The organism is Clostridium sp. CM036, from assembly GCF_055081135.1.
Genome location: NZ_CM143652.1, coordinates 1208668 through 1230326 on the forward strand (window position 1 = coordinate 1208668; position 21659 = coordinate 1230326).

The window sequence follows — 21659 nt, forward strand, 5'->3', positions numbered from 1 at the left end:
AATCATCCACAATTATTCTGTATTATATTATTTCTGCAATACAATAAACATTACTTTCCCTTGTCATTTGTTAATTCTCCTTTTGATTTTAAAATTATCTTATTACAAGCCATACATAATTACTTAACGCTCCCTAATGGTTGTAAAATCCATTTAGAACTCGAATCTTCTAATTTTATAAAGATTAAATGTTCAATAAACTTTCTTGCTTTTATTGCACCGCTTTTATCAACTTTTGTAATACTTTCATTTGATATCCTTTTAGTTAATTGATCAAATATATTCATAATGGTATATATGAATATTTCATTTCTTATATCCCTTTCTTCACTTTTCTTAATCTCGTACTCTTCTCCTAATATAATATAAGTAGCTACATCACATGTTACCCCAGTACTGATGCTAACAGGCATTTTTTTAAAATTATGTTCACTTAAATATTCGTTTCCACCAAGTGATTCGTTTACTGATTTAAAATCCAATATATTAAAATCGACATATTTACACTTAATATTGCTACCCTCTCCAATTATATAATCCTCATTAAATTTAGTTATCAAATATAATGCTAACGCAACTTTAATATTAATTAATTGAGTGGCCTCGCAACAATATTGAATATAGACTCCACAATTCCAATATGATGTAAATATATATGTCATCTCTCCGTTTTTTCTAATATATATGTCATTATAATATTCTTTTAAATGCTTTATGATAGATTCTAATTGATCTATTCCAACTAATTGTCCTGATTCTTCAATTATAAAGGCAAGTACAGTCATGGATAATTTACTTTCTTTACCCTTTACTACTAGCCTCTTTACTGCATCTATAAACATATTTTTTGTTCTATTATTAATATTGTTTTTACATATATCTACAAATCCAGTAAATAGCTGCATTAGATTTAAATTATTTTCAGACTCCAAGATACCAATAATAATATTATAGTATAAATCAACAACTATATTTGTAGATTCATTCTCTTTAAACTCTTCTACTAAATTATAATAAAGTAACTGGTTATCAATATCTTTTTCTGTATTTATTATCAATTTAATTTTTTCTAAATACTCTTTAACTTTTACTTCATTATAATTTATATCATAATATTTTATAAGTTTAATTAAGTAATCGATAGCCTCATTAACAAAATTCTCCTTTAGGTAATATTGTACTGCCTGTTCAATACAATTAATATAAGGAATAATATCATTTAATCCTAAATAACCTCTCGACATCTCTACATATGCTTCTGCAACTCTAAAATCATCATTTACTTGATTACTTGCTTCAATTGCTTTCTGTGAATATTTTATACATTCATCATATTTTTTCTGCATGTAACTCATTGAAGCCATTAACTCATATCCTCTTCCTGTCTCTCTAATAACTGCGTGCGCCTCAGCAATTTTAATACCTTGCAGATATGTTGATTCGCATTTAATCCAATCTTTTAAATCTCTATATATATTGCCTAAATTTAATAAGTTCATAGCTAATTTAGAGTATTGTTTTAGTTCACTCATTATCTTTATTGATTCATTACATGTAAATATAGCTTTATCGTATTCCTTCTTCTTTCTATAACATGAAGTAAGATTATTCATAATGGCTGCTTTTAGCGTTTTATTATTGTTTATGTTATTATCATCTAATATCATTTCTAGATATTCTGTTGCTAACTCTTCTTGATCTATATTAGATAATGCACCTGAATAGTTCAACAAACTTTTTAGAGCACCCTCTTTATTATCAACCTTGACAAAAAGTTCATATGCTATTTTGGCATTTGTTGCTGCCTTTTCATATTGATTAAATGAAAGATTTATTTTTGACATATTAATATATACATACGCTTTAAATTTATCATCAATAAATTCAAATGTATCTATTTCTGTTAGTAACTTTTCTGTTTCTTCCTTTCTACCATCTTCAGCCAAAAAAGCTGCTTTAATAGCTATACACAAAAGGTAACCTTTTTTATCACTTAAATCATTATATATATCTATAGCTTTATTTATACATATATATCCATCATTTTTATTATTAGTACCCATATACACCAAACTGATATAATAATTGGTATGTGCATAATACTCTATATATTTACTATCTTTTTTATATATTGTTAATGCTTTTTCTAATACTTTAATAGATTGCACTATTCTACTTGAATTATATAACTTTACACCTACTGGTAATAGATGTTCATTAATAACATCATTATCTTTATCTAGTAAAAGTAGAGTTCCTTCTATAAAAAATTTTTTTTCTATTGCACTTTCTCCTACTATAACTTCATACTCACTCGTCATTTCATTGTCACTAATATATTTTAATATATATTCTTTAAATAAAGGATGAAAAATATCATATACTCCCTTTTTACTATTTAATAGGTATTCTAAAACTGATGTTTTAAGTTGAAATTCCATTAAAGTATTTTTAACTGATGTTAATTTATATAAAGATTCTTTCAAAACCTCTCTTTTTATTGAAAAATTTGTTATTGCTATACATGATAATATTTCCTTCTGCTCTGAACTTAAACTTCCCCATAACGCTTCTTGATAACTTTCCAATCCGATTGGCAAAGGGTTTATCTTATAATTAACATAGTAATATAGATATAAGGGATTTCCTTTAGATTTTAGATATAGCTCATCAATAAAATCCTCTTCCAATTTAGTCTCTAAAGATAACTTTATAAATTCCTTAACTTCATCTTTTGTTAATTTTTCCAATTCATATTTACTAATATTAATTCCAGTGAATACACTTCTATTTCGTGCTAAATATAAGAATTTATTTCCATACTTAACTAATCGCTCTAACTGCTGTACACCCTCCCTATTGCTTTCACAATCATCAAATACAAATAAAAAATTACTGCTCTTTATAAGGCTTTCTAACATGAAAAATATATCTTCATCCTTATTAAACTGTAATCCATAGCATTCAATTAAATATCCAAACACTTCTTTTATACTTCTATTTCTTAAAGAAATATATATAATTTTATAACTTAATGAAAGTTCTCCTACTAATGTAGTTTTTCCAATCCCTGGCTCACCATATACTAATAAACTTTCTACATTATTCATAATATTCTTTATATCTTGCAATACCTTATTTCTAACAACTAATTTTTTTTCCTCAAGCCTCTCTTTTAATTCATCAAAGTAATTTACATTTTCAATTTTTTGTAAAACAAATTCACTTGAATTCTCTCCATCCAAAGTGTTAAAAATAGGACTATTAATAATATATTGATTACCTTGAACGTTATTAATATCTCTATAGGCATATATAGATTCCTCATCCATAACTTAATTCCTACCATAGTTTGTAATCGTTTGAGAACCTTTTACATTATTAATATCTCTACCAGCTTGCTGATTTAATGAACTAAAATCTCCATTTTGATTATTAAGCATCTCTACTTTATCTTTATTAGCAATTAAAAAGTCTCTCAACTCATCAATAAACCCATCCGGTAATGCATTTTTAGTTATATCCTCATATACGTCTTCTATATCCCTTGAGGGTTTATTTTTATTTATACTTTGAGATTCACATATTTTTTCAAAGTATCCTTCCGCTTCCTTATCACCACTAAAATACTTACAAAACTTGTTCTTAAATGGTATTAATAAGCATCCCTTTATTGCATCCCACATTATTCCTCCTGCTATTGCAGATGCCCCCCAATTCTCTGAAACCCAACTACTAAATTGTTGTAAAATTGTTACCTCTACCATCCTAATTTCCTCCCTTAACTTTTTTGAAATATTCTTCATCTCTTTTTATTTGTTCTAAAATATCCTTTACTACATATTTATTATCTTTTGGAAAAGCGCTTTTTGGTGTCTCATAATTATTTACTAAATATTCTATCCAATCTATAGCTGAGCTCTTATTAAGCTCTATCTTATCTTCTGATATTCTATACTCCAACACTATATTACAAATAGCTTGTATTATTATTGATTTATCAAAATCTGCTTCTAACTCTTCTAAAATATCATTAAAATATTTGCAGTTAATGATTTCATTATATGTTATCGGAAAAAAGTATTTAATATTATTTATTCTAGTAACACCGGTTACTTCATTATTATTATCTAAATTTGTTATATGCTTTTTATTAAGTGAAAATGAATCCCTTGGTTTAAATGAATATAATAAAGAATCTTCTGTAATATCATCCTCTTTAAAAAATCTTATATTTTCTTTAATAATCACCTTATTAAGAGATAATATTCTTCCTGTTGTATCAGCACCATATATATGACATTTACTAAATTTACAAGCCTCCCTAAACATATAATATTGTTCACTTCTACTTTCAATGCATTTATAATGAACTACTACTGCTAATAATGGATTAACCCATTCCTTAATTTCTCTTGAAATAAGTCTTTCTAAGAGTAGATCCTGTTCTTGATAGATACATAATAAATACGAACCATCACTTTTTTCTATAATATCTAATCCAAATGCATTCATATTTCCATTAGATGCATTTATCCAATTTAAGAATCTATCCATAACTTTATTACCTTTTATTGCATCCTTAAAAATAAATGCTACTTTTAACTCTTTAGAATCATTAGGCTCTAATGGTATACTAATATATCCTAAACCTGCTATTATAGCATTGGTTATCAATTGCGAAAACTCACAATCTCCTAAAATCATCATATTAGGTTTTACACTGTAATCTAACTCCATCATACTATTCCCCTTTATAAAATAGTTTTCAGCAAATTCACTATGCTCATAAAAAAAACGGCAGGCTGTGCAAAAAACTAATTCGCATGCAATTTCTAATTACGAGGTTTCATTTTTCAATAAAAAATAATGTTTTACTCATTAAAATAAGTAAAAAGCCATTGAAAAGCCTTAGTTTACATGAAATACCAATAGCAAACATAAACTTCCAGTTTATGTAACAACCTCCGAAGTCGTAGTAAAAACTGGAAGTTTTTACTTTCTACTATTCTTCCTCTAGCTTTTTCCATCTAACAAGTAAAGTTTATCAGCATATTTAGACTCATCTGAAATCTTCAGCTCAGAATTTTTAGCCGCTTGTTTAACCTGAGCACCAGCTATGTTAGGTTTGACAATACACCCAGCTCCAGCCACACAGCCGCCCGGACACGCCATTCCTTCAATGAGATATCCATCATACTTTCCTTTTATGGCATCATTACACATCTCCCTACATTCTCTCAGTCCATTCGCAGCTTTAATCTTTACTTCTCGCCCTGGATGTTCTTTTTTTATCAAATCAGCTACAGCCTTAGCGACTCCACCTGCAACCGCAAAGCCTCTTCCTGAACCAGTTGCTTCATTACTCAAGCTCATATCTGTACCAATTATTTCTACTTCTTTGGCTGTAAGCATTCCAGATAACTCCTCATATGTAATTACAAAATCAACTTCACTTTTTACGCTTTTTCTGGAAGCTTCTAATTTTTTCGCACTACATGGCCCAACAAAAACAATCATTGCATCTTTATGTTTTTCTCTCACAAGTCGAGCAGCAAAAACCATTGGAGTCAAAGTCATTGAAATATTTTCAGCATATTCAGGATATAATTTTTTAGCCATAACAGACCATGAAGGGCAGCATGAAGTAGCCATAAAGGAAAGTTTTTCAGGTACATTTTCTATAAAATCTTTTGCCTCATCAATTGTACAAATATCTGCACCAATCGCAACTTCAACAACATCTTTAAATCCAATTGTAATCATCGCTCTTTTAAAATCATTAAATCCAACATTTTTACCAAACTGCCCCACATATGATGGAGCTACAATTGCAATTACTTCTTTCTTTTGATTAATTGCCTGAATTAGTTGAAATATTTGGCTTTTATCAGATATTGCTCCAAAAGGACAATTTACCAAACACATTCCACAGCTAACACATTTATCATAATCTATTGATGCTCTGCCATATTCATCCGTATATATTGCATCCACTCCGCATGCCATGGCACATGGGCGCCCATGTTTTATTATTGCTGAATACGGACACACTTTAGCACATAAACCACACTTTATACATTTTTCCTGATCAATAACACTTTTCCCATTAGCTATACTAACTGCGCCTTTAGGACAAACTTCTACACAAGGGTGTGCTAGGCAGCCACGGCACATATTTGTAACTTCATAGCTATTTGTTGGACAAGAATTACAAGCAAATTTTATAATATTTACAAGTGGCGGTTCATAATATTTTGAAGGTTTGGTTGCCCCCTCTAATCCCTCCGTAATTGATCTTGGTTTATCACTTGGTCTTAAATTTAGTCCCATTGCCAAACGGATTCGCTCACTAACTATTGCTCTTTCAAGAAATGTACTTTCTCTATACTTACCCACCTCTCCACGAATGATCTCATATGGAATATTCTCTATATCTTTTAAATTGTCTTCAAAGGCCATCTTACTTACGGCCGTAAAAACTTTGTGTCTAATATCAGTAAGTGTTTTATATTCGTATTTCATTTTTACTCCTTTTATGCTTTGATATTTATAAAAACTACATATATATATTCTTCGTTAGAATATCATATAGTATAATTCAGTCAATTTTGTTTGTGTATTTATTTTACTTATAGCTTTTTATATTATAACTGGTTAATTATCATGAATTTTTCTTTAATTGCTGTGATTGCACCTTGAACAGCGCTCTTACCTTTTTTCTATATGACTATCCCATCACAATGGCTACTTCATGTTGAATAATTTGAGCAATCCATCCTGAGTATTTTCCCCTTCGCTTCTTAAATCCCGAATCAAAATACTCTACTTCTATCTCTTTGAATCTATTAGTTTTTCTAACACCTATAAGTGAAAGACATCCTTCTTCTGTTTCATATTGACCCGATTTATTCGCTATCACAGGATTAATCATCGGAACGTTCATATCGCCCATACTGATCACAATAATTCTTTTTTTGACACCAATCATATTAGCTGCCATTCCTACACACCCTTCTTTATTTGCTTTAAGCGTATCAAGCAAATCCTGTATCACCTGAGCATCTGCTTTTGTAGCAAGTTCTGATTTTTGATTAAGAAAAAATATGTCTTTCATAATTGATCTAACCATATGTTATACTCCTTCTTTAGTCTTATTTATATTTTTAAATGATTCCTCTATTGTACAAATACATTATGGAGCTTGTATTAGAAAATGCATAGCAAAATTTGATTTTACTATACATTTTCTATGAATTCAATATAATTTCTTAATTAATAATGGTAACTTATCTAATTTTTCACTATATCTTTCTTCATTAAATAACTCCTCGTTTTTCAAAACATAATATAGCTCTTCCACTAAAACTGCTCCAATCATTTTCTTTGCCATATCTTGTGCATATCCACAAGCTACTAATTTTTCAAAAACTTCAGTTGTACATTTAGGATTGTTATCCTTTATTTGATTTTCAACAGTTTCCATAATATGGTCTTTTAATTTATCCTTTACCAAGATTGCATTTCCCCTTTATTTAGTTATTGTTTATCGCAAACATTGTTCTCTAAATGCTAAACATCTATATCAATGATAACATAGCTGATAAGAAATATTAATACATTCATCCCTTTTATACTATCTTCTTTTATTCTGAAACTCCCACGCTTAAAAGCATGTGGTTCTTAGGTACTAAATAACTTTCTTTAATATCACGAATGATATTAACACTAATTATTTTCCCCAAAAATTTCACCATCAAGGATTGCAACCAACCCATTAGCGATAGCATAATGCCCGTTTCAAGACATTTTTTTATTCTAAACTCCCATACTACTTAAATTATCTAATCCTTGCAATCTTTTAATTTCTTTACTATGCAATACTAAAAACTTTTCAAAATCTTTATTACATGCATCAAAATTTATACTGCATAAATCATCATTAACATTTTTAATTAGGTATGCCGAATATATATCCCTTTGGACTTTGATTTGTTTGCCATTATATTCAAAATCATTCCACCTTTGAGATAATTTCTTTTTACTATATTGTTGATTTAAGTGGTTATACTGTGAAGCTTTCACTTGCCACGTATTAATTTCAAAGTATTTTCCGCCTTTAGATTTTAGCTTATTTTCTAGCATTGTTAAAAATTTACTAGGTGCTTTATTTGCTAATGATTTACCAAATCTCTTTTTCTTGTTAATCCTTCCAGTCTTATCATTAGTAGTTGCATTTTTAACACGTTTTTGCAATCCTTTAAAATTCATTTCTTCAACATAGACTACATTGCAATTTTTTACTATTTCATTAATCATTATATTATGATCTTGTTCTCTTATATCCCTTTGTTTCCTATATATATCTTTAAGTTTATTCTTAGCTTTTACGTATCTCTTTGAATATTTCCATTCTAATTTAACACCTTTTTTTATACTGCAATTTTCATCGAAATTATTAGGATTAGTTTTTCTCTTACTTCTATCCATATATCTTTGAATTCTACGTTTTTCATTTTCAATATTTTGTACATGTGGAGCCAATTCATATAGCTTAACATCAGATTCACAAGTATAAGCGATTGTCTGTGTGCCTATGTCAATTCCGCAATCTCCAAGGCCGATATCATTTCTAATTTCTCCTGTCTCTTGGTTAAACTTAGTAGGAGCTACTCCATCCAAAACTATTTGAAGTATATATTTATAACGCCCTCGTACAAATTTCCTTTTAATTCTACAGAAACATATTTTATTCCTTAAAGCATCTATCTCATATTGGTTATTTATATTAAGCATTGTTTCAATCTTTAACCCATTCCATTTAAGCGTATTTGTTTCAATATCATATTTTATTCCAGTGCCATTAGATTTACCTTCTAATGAATTTAACGGATTGTTTCTACCTTTAAAGTGAACTTGTTCACCTTTGCCAAATAAATTATTTTCTAAAGATTCCCATACTCTTGATGCAATCTTCTGAGCAGTGAAGCTGTCTAAATTATGTTTAAATGTATGTTGCGTTGATCTTACATCTTCATGAAGTGAATATTCGGTTAGCCTAAATTCTTTAAGCATTGCATTTTTAATATCAAAATACGGATGTTAGCGGTAAACTAAAAGGGTGATATTTCGGCAAACAAAAAAGGAGAATAATTTCCAGTTAAGTACAATAATAATTCCTTCTCTGATACAATTAGAGATATATTTTACAGAGGGGGAATTTAAAATTGAAAGGATGGAATATGTTTAGTGAAATAAAACAATATAAAGCACTTGGATTTAATAAATCACAGGTTGAAAGAGCTCTAAATATAAATTACAAAACAGTTCAAAAGTATTGGGACATGGATCCTGGTGAATATGTTAAAGTCACTATTCAATCGAAGAATAGACATAAAAAAATTGATATCTACAAAGATGATATTTTAGAATGGATTACTGATTTCAGAGATATGTCAGCAGCACAAGTACTTGATTGGATAAAGGAAAGATATGGTGATGTAAAATTTAAAGAAAGGTCTTTAAGGCTTTATATTAGTAATTTAAGGAAAGAATACAATCTGCCTAAGGCTTCGCCAATAAGACAATTTGAGGAAGTACATGAACTTCCCATGGGCTACCAAGCTCAGGTTGATATGGGTCAAATATGGCTCAAAAGATTAAATGGAAACAAAGTAAAAGTGTATTGCTTTGCAATGGTTTTATCACATTCAAGGTATAAATACATACTTTGGACAGACAAACCATTTACTACCGCCTCTTTTATTGATGCTCATAATCGAGCTTTTGAATATCTTGGTGGTATGCCTATTGAAATAGTGTATGACCAAGATCGTGTGCTTGCAGTAGCCGAGAATTCTGGAGACATTATTTATACCGAAGGTTTTCAAAATTATATTAATACTATGAAATATAAAGTTAGGCTTTGTAGAGGTTTTGATCCTCAAAGTAAGGGGAAAATAGAATCTGTGGTAAAATACTCAAAATATAACTTTGCTATAAACAGAGTATTTATAGATGTTGATTCCTTTAATGAAGACTCATTCAAATGGCTAGATAGAACAGGCAATGGTAAAAAACATGAAATAACGAAAAAAATACCGGCAGAAGTGTTTGCTCTCGAAAAGAAACACTTGCTACCAGTACCTGAACTCTTTGAAAAAAATTCATCTAATACTAGTTTAACTTATGCTGTACGAAAAAACAATGTAATTTTGTATAAACAGAACAGGTATCAAGTGCCCAAAGGAACTTATAGCCCAGGTAAAGAACTTAAATTAATGATAAAAGGCTCCAAAATGAATATAGTTGATTTTGATACAGGTGTATTAATAGCAAGTCATCAAGTAAGTACAAGGCAGGGTGAACTTATAAAAATAATTCATCCCGAAAGGGATATTCACAGTTCTATTGACCAAGTTTATGAAAGATTGTTTTTTGCTCTCGGTAAAACTGAAAATGCAAAAATGCTACTAGATGGCATAAAACGTGAAAAACCAAGATACTGCAAAGATCAATTTGGTTCAATACTAAATATAGTACATTCATATGAAGCTTCGCTAATAGAACAAGCATTGAATTATTGTGTTATACGAAACTTGTGGAGTGCTGGAATGTTTAAAGAAACCCTTGAATATCTTGCGATACAGGATATTGCAAAAGTTGATAAAAAATCTGTAATTGACAAGTTATCTATACCATCAAAGTATAGAGGGTTAAAACCGGAAGTAAGAAGTATAAGTGACTATATTGATGCTTTGAAGGAGGACAAGCAATCATGGAGAAATTAGAATTAATCAAAGAGTATGCCAAAAATCTTAAGCTAAACTATTTAAATGTAGATGCAGATAAAATTATTGAAAAAGGTGAGTTAGGTAATGTTTCCTATCAAGACTTTCTATTATCAATACTTAAAAATGAGGTTGTTTTGAAAGATCAGAAAACACAAGAAAAAAGACTTAAATATGCTGACTTTCCAGTTAAAAAGACAATGGAGGAATTTGATTTTCTATTTCAAAAATCAATAACAAAGAAACAAATAAACAGACTCATGGAAATGGAATGGATAGATAGGATGTATAATCTTATATTTTTAGGCCCACCGGGCGTTGGGAAGTCTCACACAGCTATTGCCTTGGGTTATAAAGCCGTTGAGGCAGGTTATAAGGTAAGTTTTGTAACTATGGATAATCTGATGCATGTTTTGAAAACTCAGCAGATATCAAGAAAAAGCAAAGGTAAACTAAATAGAATCCTTTCTTCAAGCCTCGTTATAATTGATGAGGTCGGATATCTTCCTATAACTAGAGATGAGGCTAATTTGTTCTTTCAATTAATATCATCCCTTCATGAACAGGCATCACTAATTATAACTTCTAACAAAGGATTCGAAGAATGGGTAGAGCTTTTAGGAGACCCAGCATTAACAACAGCTGTATTAGATAGAATATCTTATAGGTGCGAACTTTTTAACATGATTGGAAAGAGCTATAGGTTGGAGCACAGAAAATCTATATTTTAGCAGTTAAATGGGAAAAATATACTGGGATAAATTCAGTAAAATAGTTTGCCGAAATTTCTCCAAAAGTACTTGCCAATAACAACGGAGTGCAAAGCTTGTTCAATTCTTTCTTGTCCAATTTATTTTTATAAATATTTGATAATTCAGATTGATTTTTCCTCCAGTTTTTAGTCTTGCTCATTTCATTATACCTACTTAAAGCTTTACCTAAAACTGAATTATAGATCTTCCTTCCAATCTCAAATCTTTTATCCAATATCTTTTCTTCAAATTTTTCAAGTTTAAGATTTAGGTTCAATACGAACCGTTGTTTAGCTTCTTTTTTTGCCACTGAATATTCACCTCACTTTCTATAGTTGAAGTTTCAATTTTAACGACATTTCAGAAGGAAGTCTCCCACTTCTATAAGCTGGAGTTACATACCCTAACAAACAGAAAACTTCAGTGGAAGTATAAATCTCCTTCTGAAGTCGTTAATACTTCAGCTCCGCAGGAGATGATTTAATCCCCTTAGTTATGTATTTAAGTCTTCTTCTACACTATGTATTAATAATATTTTCTCCTATCCCTTGGACAATATACAAAAATGATAATTAATTATAGTGTTATATTTGTTCCTTTATTATTTTTTTTATAATTCTTTTATTGCCTATCGACAAGTGCTATCCATCCCACACCTTAAGGAGTGGGCTTTCCGCACAAATTCATTGTAAATTCAAAACTGTAATTAGTTTTGAAAAATATATTGACTTCAAATTGAATAGTAGTTTGTAAATGTTACAATAAGCCTGTGAATTTTTCAGTGAGACAATAAAATCCAAAGAATAAAAAGACATTTAGGTGTGCAGTGGTTTATATTAATAAGCTTAGGGAGAAGAATGTTGATGTAGATTTTATTGCAGATGATAACATGGTGGATTGACTATACGAATATATTAAAAGGGAATTCATTTGAACTGCCCCCTGTCAAGTAGACAGTGGAAATAATTAAAGATTTTATGTAAGGCGTCTATTATTTGGTAGGCGCTTTATTTATGCTGCATTACCTAATAGATATCGCTGATATTCCATTGGTGTCATGCACTTTAAACGTTTTTGATAACGTCTATTATTATAATATTCTATATAGTCTTCAATCGATTTCTTTAAGCTTTCATAGTCTTCAAATTTATGAAGATAATACATTTCTGTTTTTAAGATTCCCCAAAATCCTTCCATTGGACCATTATCAATACAATGCCCAACCCTCGACATGCTCTGTATCATTCCAGCTTTTTTTAGTTTTTCTTTAAATATTTTTGAAGTATACTGGAAACCTCGGTCACTATGAAATATTGGTTTAGCATCAGGGTATACTTTAACAGCAAGATTAAAGGTTTGATAAACCAATTGGTTATTATTAGAATGACCAATGACATATGAAACAATACTTCTATCACCTAAATCAAATATTGCACTTAGATAAGCCTTTTGTCCACTTCTCCCATATTTAAACTCGGTTACATCTGTAAGCCATTTTTTATTGACTTGTTCTGCTTTAAAATTTCTATCCAAAATATTTTCTGCAGTAACTTCAGGAGTTGACTTAATATAATTATATCTTTTTTTTCTGCATACGGATTTTAATCCTAATATCTGCATCAGACGATAAATTCGTTTATAATTAACTTTTTTATTATATTCTCTACGGATTTTAATCGTCATCTGGCGATAGCCTAAGATACCGTCTTTTTCCTCATATAACTCACAAATAAGCTTTAATAATTCTTCGTTTTTCAATACTCGGTTACTTTTTTCTCTGTGTAGCCATTTATAATATGCAGAATGGCTAACGCCGCCTATAATGCACAACTCAGTTATAGGAAATTTATCTTTGTTAGATAATTCTTGGATTGCAAGATAAGTATCTTCGTATCTAGCTTCGCTTAATATCGCCTTCTTTCTATCTCTTGGATTTTTTTTAGAAGAGCATTCTCCATCCGTAATCTTCTATTTTGTGCTTCTAAAAGCTTGTATTGAGCTTTTAGCTTTTCATCTTCTGTCATTAACTCTTCAGCCTTTGGCTTTCCACGTCGGTCCAAAAGCCCTTCAATACCAAACTGATTATACTTCTTCATCCAGGTATAAATCTGAGGATAAGATACCTTATATTTTTCAACAGTTTTATTATAACTGTTATTGTTTTCAATACAGTACTTTATGATTTCAATGCGTTCAATATAAGAAGTTTTGCGTCCTTTGGTCATGATTATTTTTCCTCCTGTTCCAGAAGATTTTATGTTTTCATGACCATTATACTTCTTTATCCAATTGCATAAAACTGTATTTGACGAAATATGATACTTAATGCATAAATCATTCAGTGAGCCATGCCCATCAAGATATTCTTTTACAATGTTAATCTTGATTTTGGCAGTATAAGAAGTATTTTTGCTAGAATGTTTTAACCCAGCTTCACCTTCTGATTTATATCGTATTACCCATTTTTGAAAAGAACTCTTATGTACTTGAAGTTTGTTGCATAAACTTAACATACTAGCTTTTCCATTTAAATATGATGTTACAGCCTTAATTTTTTGTTGGTCTGATATAGTTGATTTTCTTCCCATAAAAAAATAGCCCTCCTTATAGTAAACAGTTTTATTATTTTAACTGTCTACCATAAGGGGAGCATATCAATTTGAATTCCCTTTTAACTTGTTAAAGACTAGAAAGGCAGTAAAAATAAAATAAACATTATCTACTCTGCATCAACATGATTTGATTAAGCCACTCAAATGCTGCAGTATATATAATTAAAATATCCTCTTTAGATTCTCTAAAATTCACATTATATCTTGGCTCTGATACCCATCTAATAATTTCAAATTTCCTTTCGACTATTATATTCGGCACCTGTGTCCCTTTAGGAAGAGACGAAATTAAATAACTTATATTATGTGTCTTATACTTTCTGTCAGTCAAATCATTCCCATTAAGCTCTAAAAGTGCTTTAATTATTTTTTCAATTGCTTGATTTACATGATAAGCCGCATAATTAATTTCTACTTCGTCTGTGCAATTTGTAAGACCAAAATTCGCATACTTCAAATCACTCTTAGCAAGATGCAGATAATTGCTCATATATTCTTACCCCTTTCGCCCAAGCGTTCCTATAAAAATTATTATTTTCCATATCACTAAGGAATAGTTTTTTATTATATCCAAATAAATCAATTTCTCCAAACTCGTGTAAATCTACAGTTGGATAAAACTCAGAAAAATCACCTAAAACGATTATATCAATATCACTAAAGCTACTACAGAAAAGCGTTGTGGCACTACCAAACACTATAATATCAGTGATGTGCTTACCAACATTATCTTTTAATAATAGATTAGCAATTTCATAAACTTTCCTTTGTTTGACTGGATGTATACATTCATAATTATCCAACCCAATTAAATTTTCAAATTTATAATTGGTATTATTACTTGTATTAAAAATATTATCTAATGCATAGAAATCTTTTAAACATTCTATCATAATATTTCACCTTCCTATTCTTATATTGTATCACTACATAAATTGAGTGTAAATAACAAAGGGTGACTGTCACTTGTCGAAAGGTGTAAAGTTAGTTGTTTTAAATCAAATTATCTATACCATTAACCGTAGTTTGTTCATTGTCATTAATAGGAATAACTATGCATTTTTGGCCATTAATTATTTGAGATTTTATTTGAGATACTTTTTCGGGTTTTACTTGTAGTATAACATCATAATGAGGGGTAACATTATTATCTTCTGAAAATGCATCTGGAACTTTCTCTAAATTAGTTTCTAAAGTTTCTTCTAAATTAGTTTCTAAATCTTCTTCTAAAACCACATTATCATCATTAACTTCTGTAGACAGGTCAATTTCATTATCTATAGTATTCTCTTGTTTAACTTGATCAAGTCTAGCTTGAAGTATTTCCACTTGTTTGTGAAGGCGTTCTTCCTTTTTTCTTTGCACATTTGCCTTAAGAGCCTTTGCGTCAATTAAATTCTTTGCTAAAGTGATATCATCACCAAAGTTCTCTACATAGGAGTTTTCAATCTCAGTAGTAATTTCCTGCGGAACTTCACTTTCTATTAAAAGTTTTTGTATATCCTTCTTTGTTAAGCTTATAGGTTCACAATCTGCATCATCGTTTAAATCATTGTATTCTTCTATCATAGTACTTAGGTTTTCTTGTATATCCATAAAAATTTTATCAGCTTTAATTTCATCTGAACTAAAAGAATCTTTAATAATTGATTGGAATGTTTCCTTTTGCACCGTAGCCGTTTGTTTTGAAGGACAACCTAGAACATTTTCCATTAATTCAGTATGTGTATCCTTTGCATTTTTTGTATAATACATAATAGAGTTAACATCTGAACTACGATCAATAAAAGCAGGAAACACAAAGCCATTAGTTGGGGACTCGACTACCCAATCTCTAATACGTGCTTTTATTTCGTTTTGCTGTTCAAAGTATCTAAGACCAGGCTCTGAAAGTGAAACTGGACATATTGCACATAACACATATTCATATACTTCTTCAGATTCATCTATCTTTATATTATCTCTGGTTTTGCTAACAACATCATAAGCATCATGAAAAAAGAGTATTAAAAAATTACCAGTGTAATCATAATTGTCTATAATCAAATCATAAAGGTTATCTACAAGAGCATCATCTTTTAATTGACTGTTTTTAAGCTGCATAAGTGAAGTCTGCCTTTCATTTGTAAATTCTTCATTAGTTGAAAAGTTAAGTTCTAAAATATTATTCCCAATAGTTCCAGACAGTACTTTTTTAGCAATTTCTAAATATTTAAAGTATTCATCCTCATCTAAATTTAAAAAGCTTTCTCTAAATTTTAAAATAGTATGTTTTTCTCCATTAACATAGCAGCCACACATTTTAGTGAAGGTGCATTGTTCTTTTTTAAAACGTCTTTTTAACTCAAGTATATCTTTTTTTCTCATGTATAAGCTCCTCAATTTATAGACAAACCTTACGTAAATTTATAGTTGAAGTGGTTTGTCTTTAGTATTTTTTATTTGTAGCTATAATTAATATATTATCGTTATTAATTATAGTATTTTTTTTACAGAAAATAAAGGATTTATATATCAGTTTTTTTAATGATTTCTATTGAGAATAGAATAGCAACATAGTTTGTCCGTTTCACTTCCAATTTATATAAGGCGCCAGGCTCTTGCCAGAAACTGGAACAGTATTTGTTCTAATTTGGAAGAGATATCAATTAAAACTCTTATTTTTAAATTTTTTTAAATTTATGGTATTTGTTTTTCTAACCCTACAGTATGAATTATTGGTAATTAATCTTTGCAATCTCACCAATAGACTGTGCGAAAACACAACATCATGGTATAATTTCATATAGTATAAAATTTTATAATAAAAAAAACAATATGAAGGAGCAAAAAAATGAATGGATTAATGATACTTATTGCTATTTTATTTATTTGCTTGTATGGAAGCATAAATTATTATATAGGTTTAAGGATGTGGCAGAACCTATTTCGCCATATTCCTTTTATAAATCCCAAAATATATTGGATACTGTTTTCAATAATAGCATCATCATATATTGTAACAACGCTTATACCTTCTTTCATACCAGCAATAATATCAACTAAATTAAATATTATAGGATCATATTGGATGGCAATAATGTTTTATCTTATTTTAATATTGCCTATAATAGATTTAATAAGAGTTATAAATAGAAAAATTATAATTCTCCCAAGAAGTTTATCTGGCGATACTAATGTTTCGTTAATAGTAATGGTTCTAGTAGTTGCATTTATATTTGGTGTAATGATATATGGTACTTGGAGTGCTCGTAGCGTAAGAGTAACAAAGTATGATCTAAATGTTGATAAAGTTGCGGGTAATCTAGAGACCTTGAAGGTTATTATGGTCTCGGACATTCATCTTGGGATTATGGTAGATAATAATAGGCTTACAGGTATGGTAAATAAAATCAATGATTTAAAACCTGACATTGTGTTAATACCTGGAGACATTATTGATAGTAGCATTGACCCTTTTGTAAAAGAAAACATGAGTGATAACTTTAGGCGAATTAAAAGCAAATATGGAGTGTATGCCTCCCTTGGTAATCATGATGGAATGGGAAGTAATGTAGATGATGTAGTTAAAAATTTTGAGAATGCAGGTATAACTGTGCTGCGTGATACTTCAGTTTTGGTAAGTGATAGCTTTTATGTTATAGGTAGACAAGACCCATCCTTAGAGCGTGTTACAAAAATTAAAAGAAAAGATTTGTCATCCTTAGTAAAGGATTTAGATAAGTCAAAACCATTTTTGCTTATGGATCATCAGCCAGTAAATTTAAGTGAACCTGAAAACCAGGGGATTGATTTACAACTATCAGGTCACACCCATAGAGGTCAGATATTTCCTGCAAATATTATAACCAATGGAATTTTTGAAATAGACTATGGGTATTTAAAAAAGAACAATTCTCAATTTATTATATCTTCAGGTTATGGAACATGGGGACCTCCAATTAGGATAGGTAGCCGCTCGGAAATTGTTGAAATAAATCTTAAACTCAAATAATAAATAGTTATTTATTATGTAGACGAAGCTACTATATTTCTTAGTTTAAAGTAATGTAGTGGCTTTTCCTTAATGGTTTATGGTTTATAGTTTAATTAGTAAGTGGGTCCAGCAAAGCGTGTCCCCACAACAGGGTCAGACCCTTGGCAATAAAAATACATCTGACAGACTTAAAATACTATAGTAAAATAAATATGAAACAGAAAACTTGAAATAATTTATATACAAAGGAAGTATACAATGGAAAAAAATATAAAAATGAGATATCCGAGCTATCTTAAAGAATTTAAATGTATAGGTGGAAAATGTACAGATAGCTGTTGTATTGGATGGGATATAGATATCGATAAGGTTACCTTTAGGCAATATTATAAGGTTCAAGCCAAAGAAATGAAGCGAATGATTCAAAAAAATGTACATAATAATGATGAATACCTAAGTCCTGATATAGATTATGGAAAAATAGAATTAAAAACTGGAAAAAGGTGTGCTTTTTTAGATGACGAAAATTATTGTATTATTTATTCCAAAATTGGAGAAGAGTATCTTTCAAATGTTTGCACATCTTTTCCTAGAATAATTAATAAAGTAGATACATGTTATGAAATATCACTTGATATTGCCTGTCCGGAAGCTGCAAGAATTATTTTACTAAAAGAAGAAGGAATTGGGTTTAAAGAAAGTGAAGAAACTTTAGGCAAACATATACTATCAGGTGATATTGAAACCAGCTCTAAAGAATATGATAATTCGCCTTTTAAATATTTTAAAGAAATTAGAAATCTAAGTGTTGAAATAATACAAAACAGAAAGTTCGACTTAAGTAAAAGACTTTATATATTAGGTGATTTTATAAAAACATTAGAAGAAGAACTTAAATATAAGTATACTAATGTACCTAAATTTATTAGGGAATATGATATGAACTTAGTTAGTGATGGTTATGAAAGAGATCAATTAAGTTATATTGTTCAGATAGATTTTTTCAAAAAGATGATAGGCTTCTTAAATGTATCTAAAGAAGTGGATAGTCTTTATTTTAAGGAATATACTAAGCAAATTATAGCTGGATTCAAGTTTGATGAAGGTGGCGACATTAGTAAACATTCAGAAATGTACATAAAAGCATTTGAAGATTATACTGAAAATTTTATGAATAATAATAGCTATATTTTCGAAAATTATTTGGTGAATTTTATGTATAACTATATGTTTCCATTTTCTGAATCAGAATCAATATTCGATGGATATATTATGCTTTTAGTAAGATATTCATTTATTAGATTTTATTTAGTTGGTAACTATCTATATAATAAACAGGATAACAAAGAAAATATAGTTGAATTTATTCAATCTTTATCGAAGACCATAGAACATCACAGAACTTTTTTAATTGATTCAATAAATTATATGAAAGAAAATAAACTTGATAATATACAATTTGCTAAAACACTTTTATAAAAATAAAAAATATTGAGTTCTCAATGTATATACAAGAGAGCTCAATATTTCCACTTAAACTTTGCTAAATTTAGAGTAACTTAATCAGCTCTTCTAACTCCTGCGATAAAACTTTTGCAAGCGTAAAATCAATATCTTTTAAAGCCAATTCTATTTTTGTTTCGACTAATTTTTTCTTTTGTTCAATTTCTAAATAGTCTTTGTCAAAATGATTAGCATAAATCATCTTTCTAAATTTTCGCATACTCATTTTTCTAATTGTCTTATCTTCTATGATTAAAACAAAATCCATACAGTTTACTATAGAATAGAAATCATGGGAAATCATGAGAATCGCACCTTTATAGTTTTCTATGGCTTTTTCCAGTGCTATTTGTGAATATGTGTCTAAATGACTTGTCGGTTCATCAAGAAGCAAAATGTTTGCTTTACTAGCAGAAACCTTAGCCAGTTGAAGCATATTTTTTTCTCCACCAGATAAAGCCCCTATCTTTTGATTAATGGCTTCTTCTTCGAAACCATAACCAGAAATATATGCTCTAACCTCTTGATTAGTTTTAAAACCAGCATCTAAGAACTCTTCAAGTATCGTATTAGACTCATTTAGTGTTTTGCCTTGAAGTTGAGACAAATAAGCCACTTCAACATCTTCATTTATCTCAATAGAATCATGATTATTTTTAAATATTTCTCGAAGTAACGTCGTTTTCCCGGCACCATTTGAACCGATAAGAGCTACTTTATCAGTAGATTTAATCTCAAAGTTAACATTTTCTAGAAGCATATCATCAAAGGCAACACTGTAATCATTAACTTTTAAAACAATGGTTTCTTCGATTTCATTATCTGTAACTAAACTGATATTTGGTTGTTTAATATCTACAAATGGCGATTTAATTCTACTTTTTTCTAATCTTTCTTGAATTTTAACTCTAGCATTTAGAGCTTTCCCTTTAGAAGATTGATTATACTCAGTTGCGAGAAATCTTAACTTCTTTATTAAGATCTCGTTTCTCTCAAGTTCTTCATTATCAGTAGCAGCTAGTTCTTGTAACTCAATTTTAGTTTGAAGTAATGAGAAGTTATACTCAATATAGTTTCCATCAAACTCTTGGATCTCCATGTTTTCAAGGTGTAGAATTTTATTAAAACAATGATTCAATATATATCTGTTGTGCGTAATAATTAACATTGTTCCAATGTGCGAATTAATTAGATCTTTAAGCGAATTAAGGTTTTCAAAGTCTAAAAACACATCGGGTTCATCCATAATCATTAAGTCTGGACTATTTAGCATTTCCTTAATTACTTGAATAAGCTTGAATTCCCCACCACTAAGTTCAGATATCATTAGATCTTTATACTTGCTTAAGTTTGCAAGATTTAAGTTTTTATTAATGATATTTTCGAAATCATCCCCATTAATTGCATCAAATGCGTCTAAAGTTTGTTGATACTTTTCTAGTAAAGAATCAATATCCGAAGATGTTTCCATTTCACTGCAAATAGATGTTATTTCATTTTGTAGTTTAATAAATTTTTCCCCTATATATTCGAAAACTGTAATTTCTTTCATTTCGCCCTGTTGCGAGAATTGACTTACATACCCAATGCTACAATTTGGGTCAATCTCGAGCTTTCCATCGAACATATATTTTTCTGGATCCATAATTATATCTATCAGTGTACTTTTTCCACTGCCATTTGTTCCTATAAAAGCACAATGCTGACCATCTTCTAATGTAAATGAAATATTATTATATAGATCCTTTTGCGGAAATGAGTAGGACAAGTTATCAATTTTTATCATATTATTACCTCTCTTTATCACTAAAAAAGAGCCTATAAAAATAAGCTCTTCAATATATTCTCTTCTCAATTGCAATTTTACACTTGATTTTTATGTAGTAAAGACATTCTACTGAGTTTACCATTGATATCATAACACTTTTTACGACTAAGTTCAATCATTTCATATTAAAGCTTCTCGTGATATCCGTTAATTCTAAAAAGTCTTTGCGAGCCGGGTACCCACTAACGTGTTGACAAA

17 protein-coding genes and 1 pseudogene are annotated in these 21659 nt (G+C 29.4%); 4 read left to right on the forward strand and 14 right to left on the reverse strand.

Annotated features, from left to right (window positions below):
• Positions 1-119 precede the first annotated feature (119 nt).
• From ACWJKE_RS05715 to ACWJKE_RS05745, 7 genes and pseudogenes are all read right to left on the reverse strand, one after another.
• Positions 120-3332 (reverse strand): hypothetical protein, encoded by a 3213-nt coding sequence (locus ACWJKE_RS05715; RefSeq protein ID WP_462959230.1) that lies wholly within the window; start codon positions 3330-3332, stop codon positions 120-122.
• A 3-nt stretch (positions 3333-3335) separates the two neighbouring features.
• Complete coding sequence (locus ACWJKE_RS05720; RefSeq protein WP_462959231.1) at positions 3336-3767, reverse strand: hypothetical protein; 432 nt, start codon at positions 3765-3767, stop codon at positions 3336-3338.
• Between the two features lies 1 nt (position 3768).
• The gene (locus tag ACWJKE_RS05725) at positions 3769-4743 is read right to left on the reverse strand and encodes a hypothetical protein (protein WP_462959232.1); all 975 of its coding nucleotides are present in this window, start codon (positions 4741-4743) and stop codon (positions 3769-3771) included.
• 273 nt (positions 4744-5016) lie between these two features.
• On the reverse strand, positions 5017-6525 hold the full coding sequence (locus ACWJKE_RS05730; protein ID WP_220320547.1) for a 4Fe-4S dicluster domain-containing protein: 1509 nt from the start codon (positions 6523-6525) through the stop codon (positions 5017-5019).
• Positions 6526-6722: 197 nt separating this feature from the next.
• Positions 6723-7132, reverse strand: a pseudogene (locus tag ACWJKE_RS05735) (peptide deformylase).
• Between the two features lie 126 nt (positions 7133-7258).
• Entirely contained in the window at positions 7259-7516 is a 258-nt protein-coding gene (locus tag ACWJKE_RS05740) for a hypothetical protein (protein WP_216304105.1), read from the reverse strand.
• Between the two features lie 302 nt (positions 7517-7818).
• Entirely contained in the window at positions 7819-9075 is a 1257-nt protein-coding gene (locus ACWJKE_RS05745) for a nuclease/transposase family protein (protein WP_462959233.1), read from the reverse strand.
• A gap of 152 nt (positions 9076-9227) precedes the next feature.
• Between ACWJKE_RS05745 and istA the strand changes: the two genes are divergently transcribed.
• Together istA and istB are read left to right on the forward strand one after the other, a co-directional pair.
• Entirely contained in the window at positions 9228-10790 is a 1563-nt protein-coding gene (gene istA / locus ACWJKE_RS05750) for an IS21 family transposase (RefSeq protein WP_462959007.1), read from the forward strand.
• Complete coding sequence (istB, locus tag ACWJKE_RS05755) at positions 10778-11521, forward strand: IS21-like element helper ATPase IstB (RefSeq protein ID WP_220320588.1); 744 nt, start codon at positions 10778-10780, stop codon at positions 11519-11521. The genes istA and istB overlap by 13 nt, the downstream gene beginning before the upstream one ends.
• Here istB and ACWJKE_RS05760 read toward each other — a convergent pair.
• The 6 genes from ACWJKE_RS05760 to ACWJKE_RS05785 all read right to left on the reverse strand — a co-directional run bounded on the left by ACWJKE_RS05760 (position 11511) and on the right by ACWJKE_RS05785 (position 16521).
• Entirely contained in the window at positions 11511-11852 is a 342-nt protein-coding gene (locus ACWJKE_RS05760; RefSeq protein WP_462959234.1) for a hypothetical protein, read from the reverse strand. The two genes, istB and ACWJKE_RS05760, sit on opposite strands and share 11 nt — an antisense overlap.
• Before the next feature lie 701 nt (positions 11853-12553).
• Entirely contained in the window at positions 12554-13372 is an 819-nt protein-coding gene (locus ACWJKE_RS05765; RefSeq protein WP_253198320.1) for an IS3 family transposase, read from the reverse strand.
• Positions 13373-13446: 74 nt separating this feature from the next.
• Positions 13447-14130: a helix-turn-helix domain-containing protein gene (locus ACWJKE_RS05770; protein WP_258280590.1), complete on the reverse strand. Its 684-nt coding sequence runs from the start codon at positions 14128-14130 to the stop codon at positions 13447-13449.
• 127 nt (positions 14131-14257) lie between these two features.
• Positions 14258-14644: a HEPN domain-containing protein gene (locus ACWJKE_RS05775; RefSeq protein WP_220286931.1), complete on the reverse strand. Its 387-nt coding sequence runs from the start codon at positions 14642-14644 to the stop codon at positions 14258-14260.
• On the reverse strand, positions 14619-15047 hold the full coding sequence (locus ACWJKE_RS05780) for a hypothetical protein (RefSeq protein ID WP_220286932.1): 429 nt from the start codon (positions 15045-15047) through the stop codon (positions 14619-14621). Before ACWJKE_RS05780 ends, ACWJKE_RS05775 begins: the two co-directional genes overlap by 26 nt.
• 100 nt (positions 15048-15147) lie before the next feature.
• Positions 15148-16521, reverse strand: coding sequence for a DUF4317 domain-containing protein (locus tag ACWJKE_RS05785; RefSeq protein ID WP_462959235.1), 1374 nt, complete (start codon positions 16519-16521; stop codon positions 15148-15150).
• A 466-nt stretch (positions 16522-16987) separates the two neighbouring features.
• Here ACWJKE_RS05785 and ACWJKE_RS05790 point away from each other — a divergent pair, with 466 nt between their 5' ends.
• Together ACWJKE_RS05790 and fliB are read left to right on the forward strand one after the other, a co-directional pair.
• Entirely contained in the window at positions 16988-18148 is a 1161-nt protein-coding gene (locus ACWJKE_RS05790) for a metallophosphoesterase (protein ID WP_462956193.1), read from the forward strand.
• 240 nt (positions 18149-18388) lie between these two features.
• On the forward strand, positions 18389-19609 hold the full coding sequence (fliB, locus tag ACWJKE_RS05795) for a flagellin lysine-N-methylase (RefSeq protein ID WP_462959236.1): 1221 nt from the start codon (positions 18389-18391) through the stop codon (positions 19607-19609).
• Positions 19610-19679: 70 nt separating this feature from the next.
• On the opposite strand, the gene ACWJKE_RS05800 is transcribed toward fliB, so the two are convergent.
• Positions 19680-21419, reverse strand: a complete 1740-nt coding sequence (locus ACWJKE_RS05800) for an ABC-F family ATP-binding cassette domain-containing protein (protein WP_462959237.1) — start codon at positions 21417-21419, stop codon at positions 19680-19682.
• Between the last annotated feature and the right edge of the window lie 240 nt (positions 21420-21659).

Coding starts and splice junctions, on each gene's coding strand:
- ACWJKE_RS05715 (WP_462959230.1), bottom strand. CDS start 3,332: ATGGATGAGGAATCTATATATGCCTATAGAGATATTAATAACGTTCAA.
- ACWJKE_RS05720 (WP_462959231.1), bottom strand. CDS start 3,767: ATGGTAGAGGTAACAATTTTACAACAATTTAGTAGTTGGGTTTCAGAG.
- ACWJKE_RS05725 (WP_462959232.1), bottom strand. CDS start 4,743: ATGATGGAGTTAGATTACAGTGTAAAACCTAATATGATGATTTTAGGA.
- ACWJKE_RS05730 (WP_220320547.1), bottom strand. CDS start 6,525: ATGAAATACGAATATAAAACACTTACTGATATTAGACACAAAGTTTTT.
- ACWJKE_RS05745 (WP_462959233.1), bottom strand. CDS start 9,075: ATGCTTAAAGAATTTAGGCTAACCGAATATTCACTTCATGAAGATGTA.
- istB (WP_220320588.1), top strand. CDS start 10,778: ATGGAGAAATTAGAATTAATCAAAGAGTATGCCAAAAATCTTAAGCTA.
- ACWJKE_RS05770 (WP_258280590.1), bottom strand. CDS start 14,130: ATGGGAAGAAAATCAACTATATCAGACCAACAAAAAATTAAGGCTGTA.
- ACWJKE_RS05775 (WP_220286931.1), bottom strand. CDS start 14,644: ATGAGCAATTATCTGCATCTTGCTAAGAGTGATTTGAAGTATGCGAAT.
- ACWJKE_RS05780 (WP_220286932.1), bottom strand. CDS start 15,047: ATGATAGAATGTTTAAAAGATTTCTATGCATTAGATAATATTTTTAAT.
- ACWJKE_RS05785 (WP_462959235.1), bottom strand. CDS start 16,521: ATGAGAAAAAAAGATATACTTGAGTTAAAAAGACGTTTTAAAAAAGAA.
- ACWJKE_RS05790 (WP_462956193.1), top strand. CDS start 16,988: ATGAATGGATTAATGATACTTATTGCTATTTTATTTATTTGCTTGTAT.
- fliB (WP_462959236.1), top strand. CDS start 18,389: ATGGAAAAAAATATAAAAATGAGATATCCGAGCTATCTTAAAGAATTT.
- ACWJKE_RS05800 (WP_462959237.1), bottom strand. CDS start 21,419: ATGATAAAAATTGATAACTTGTCCTACTCATTTCCGCAAAAGGATCTA.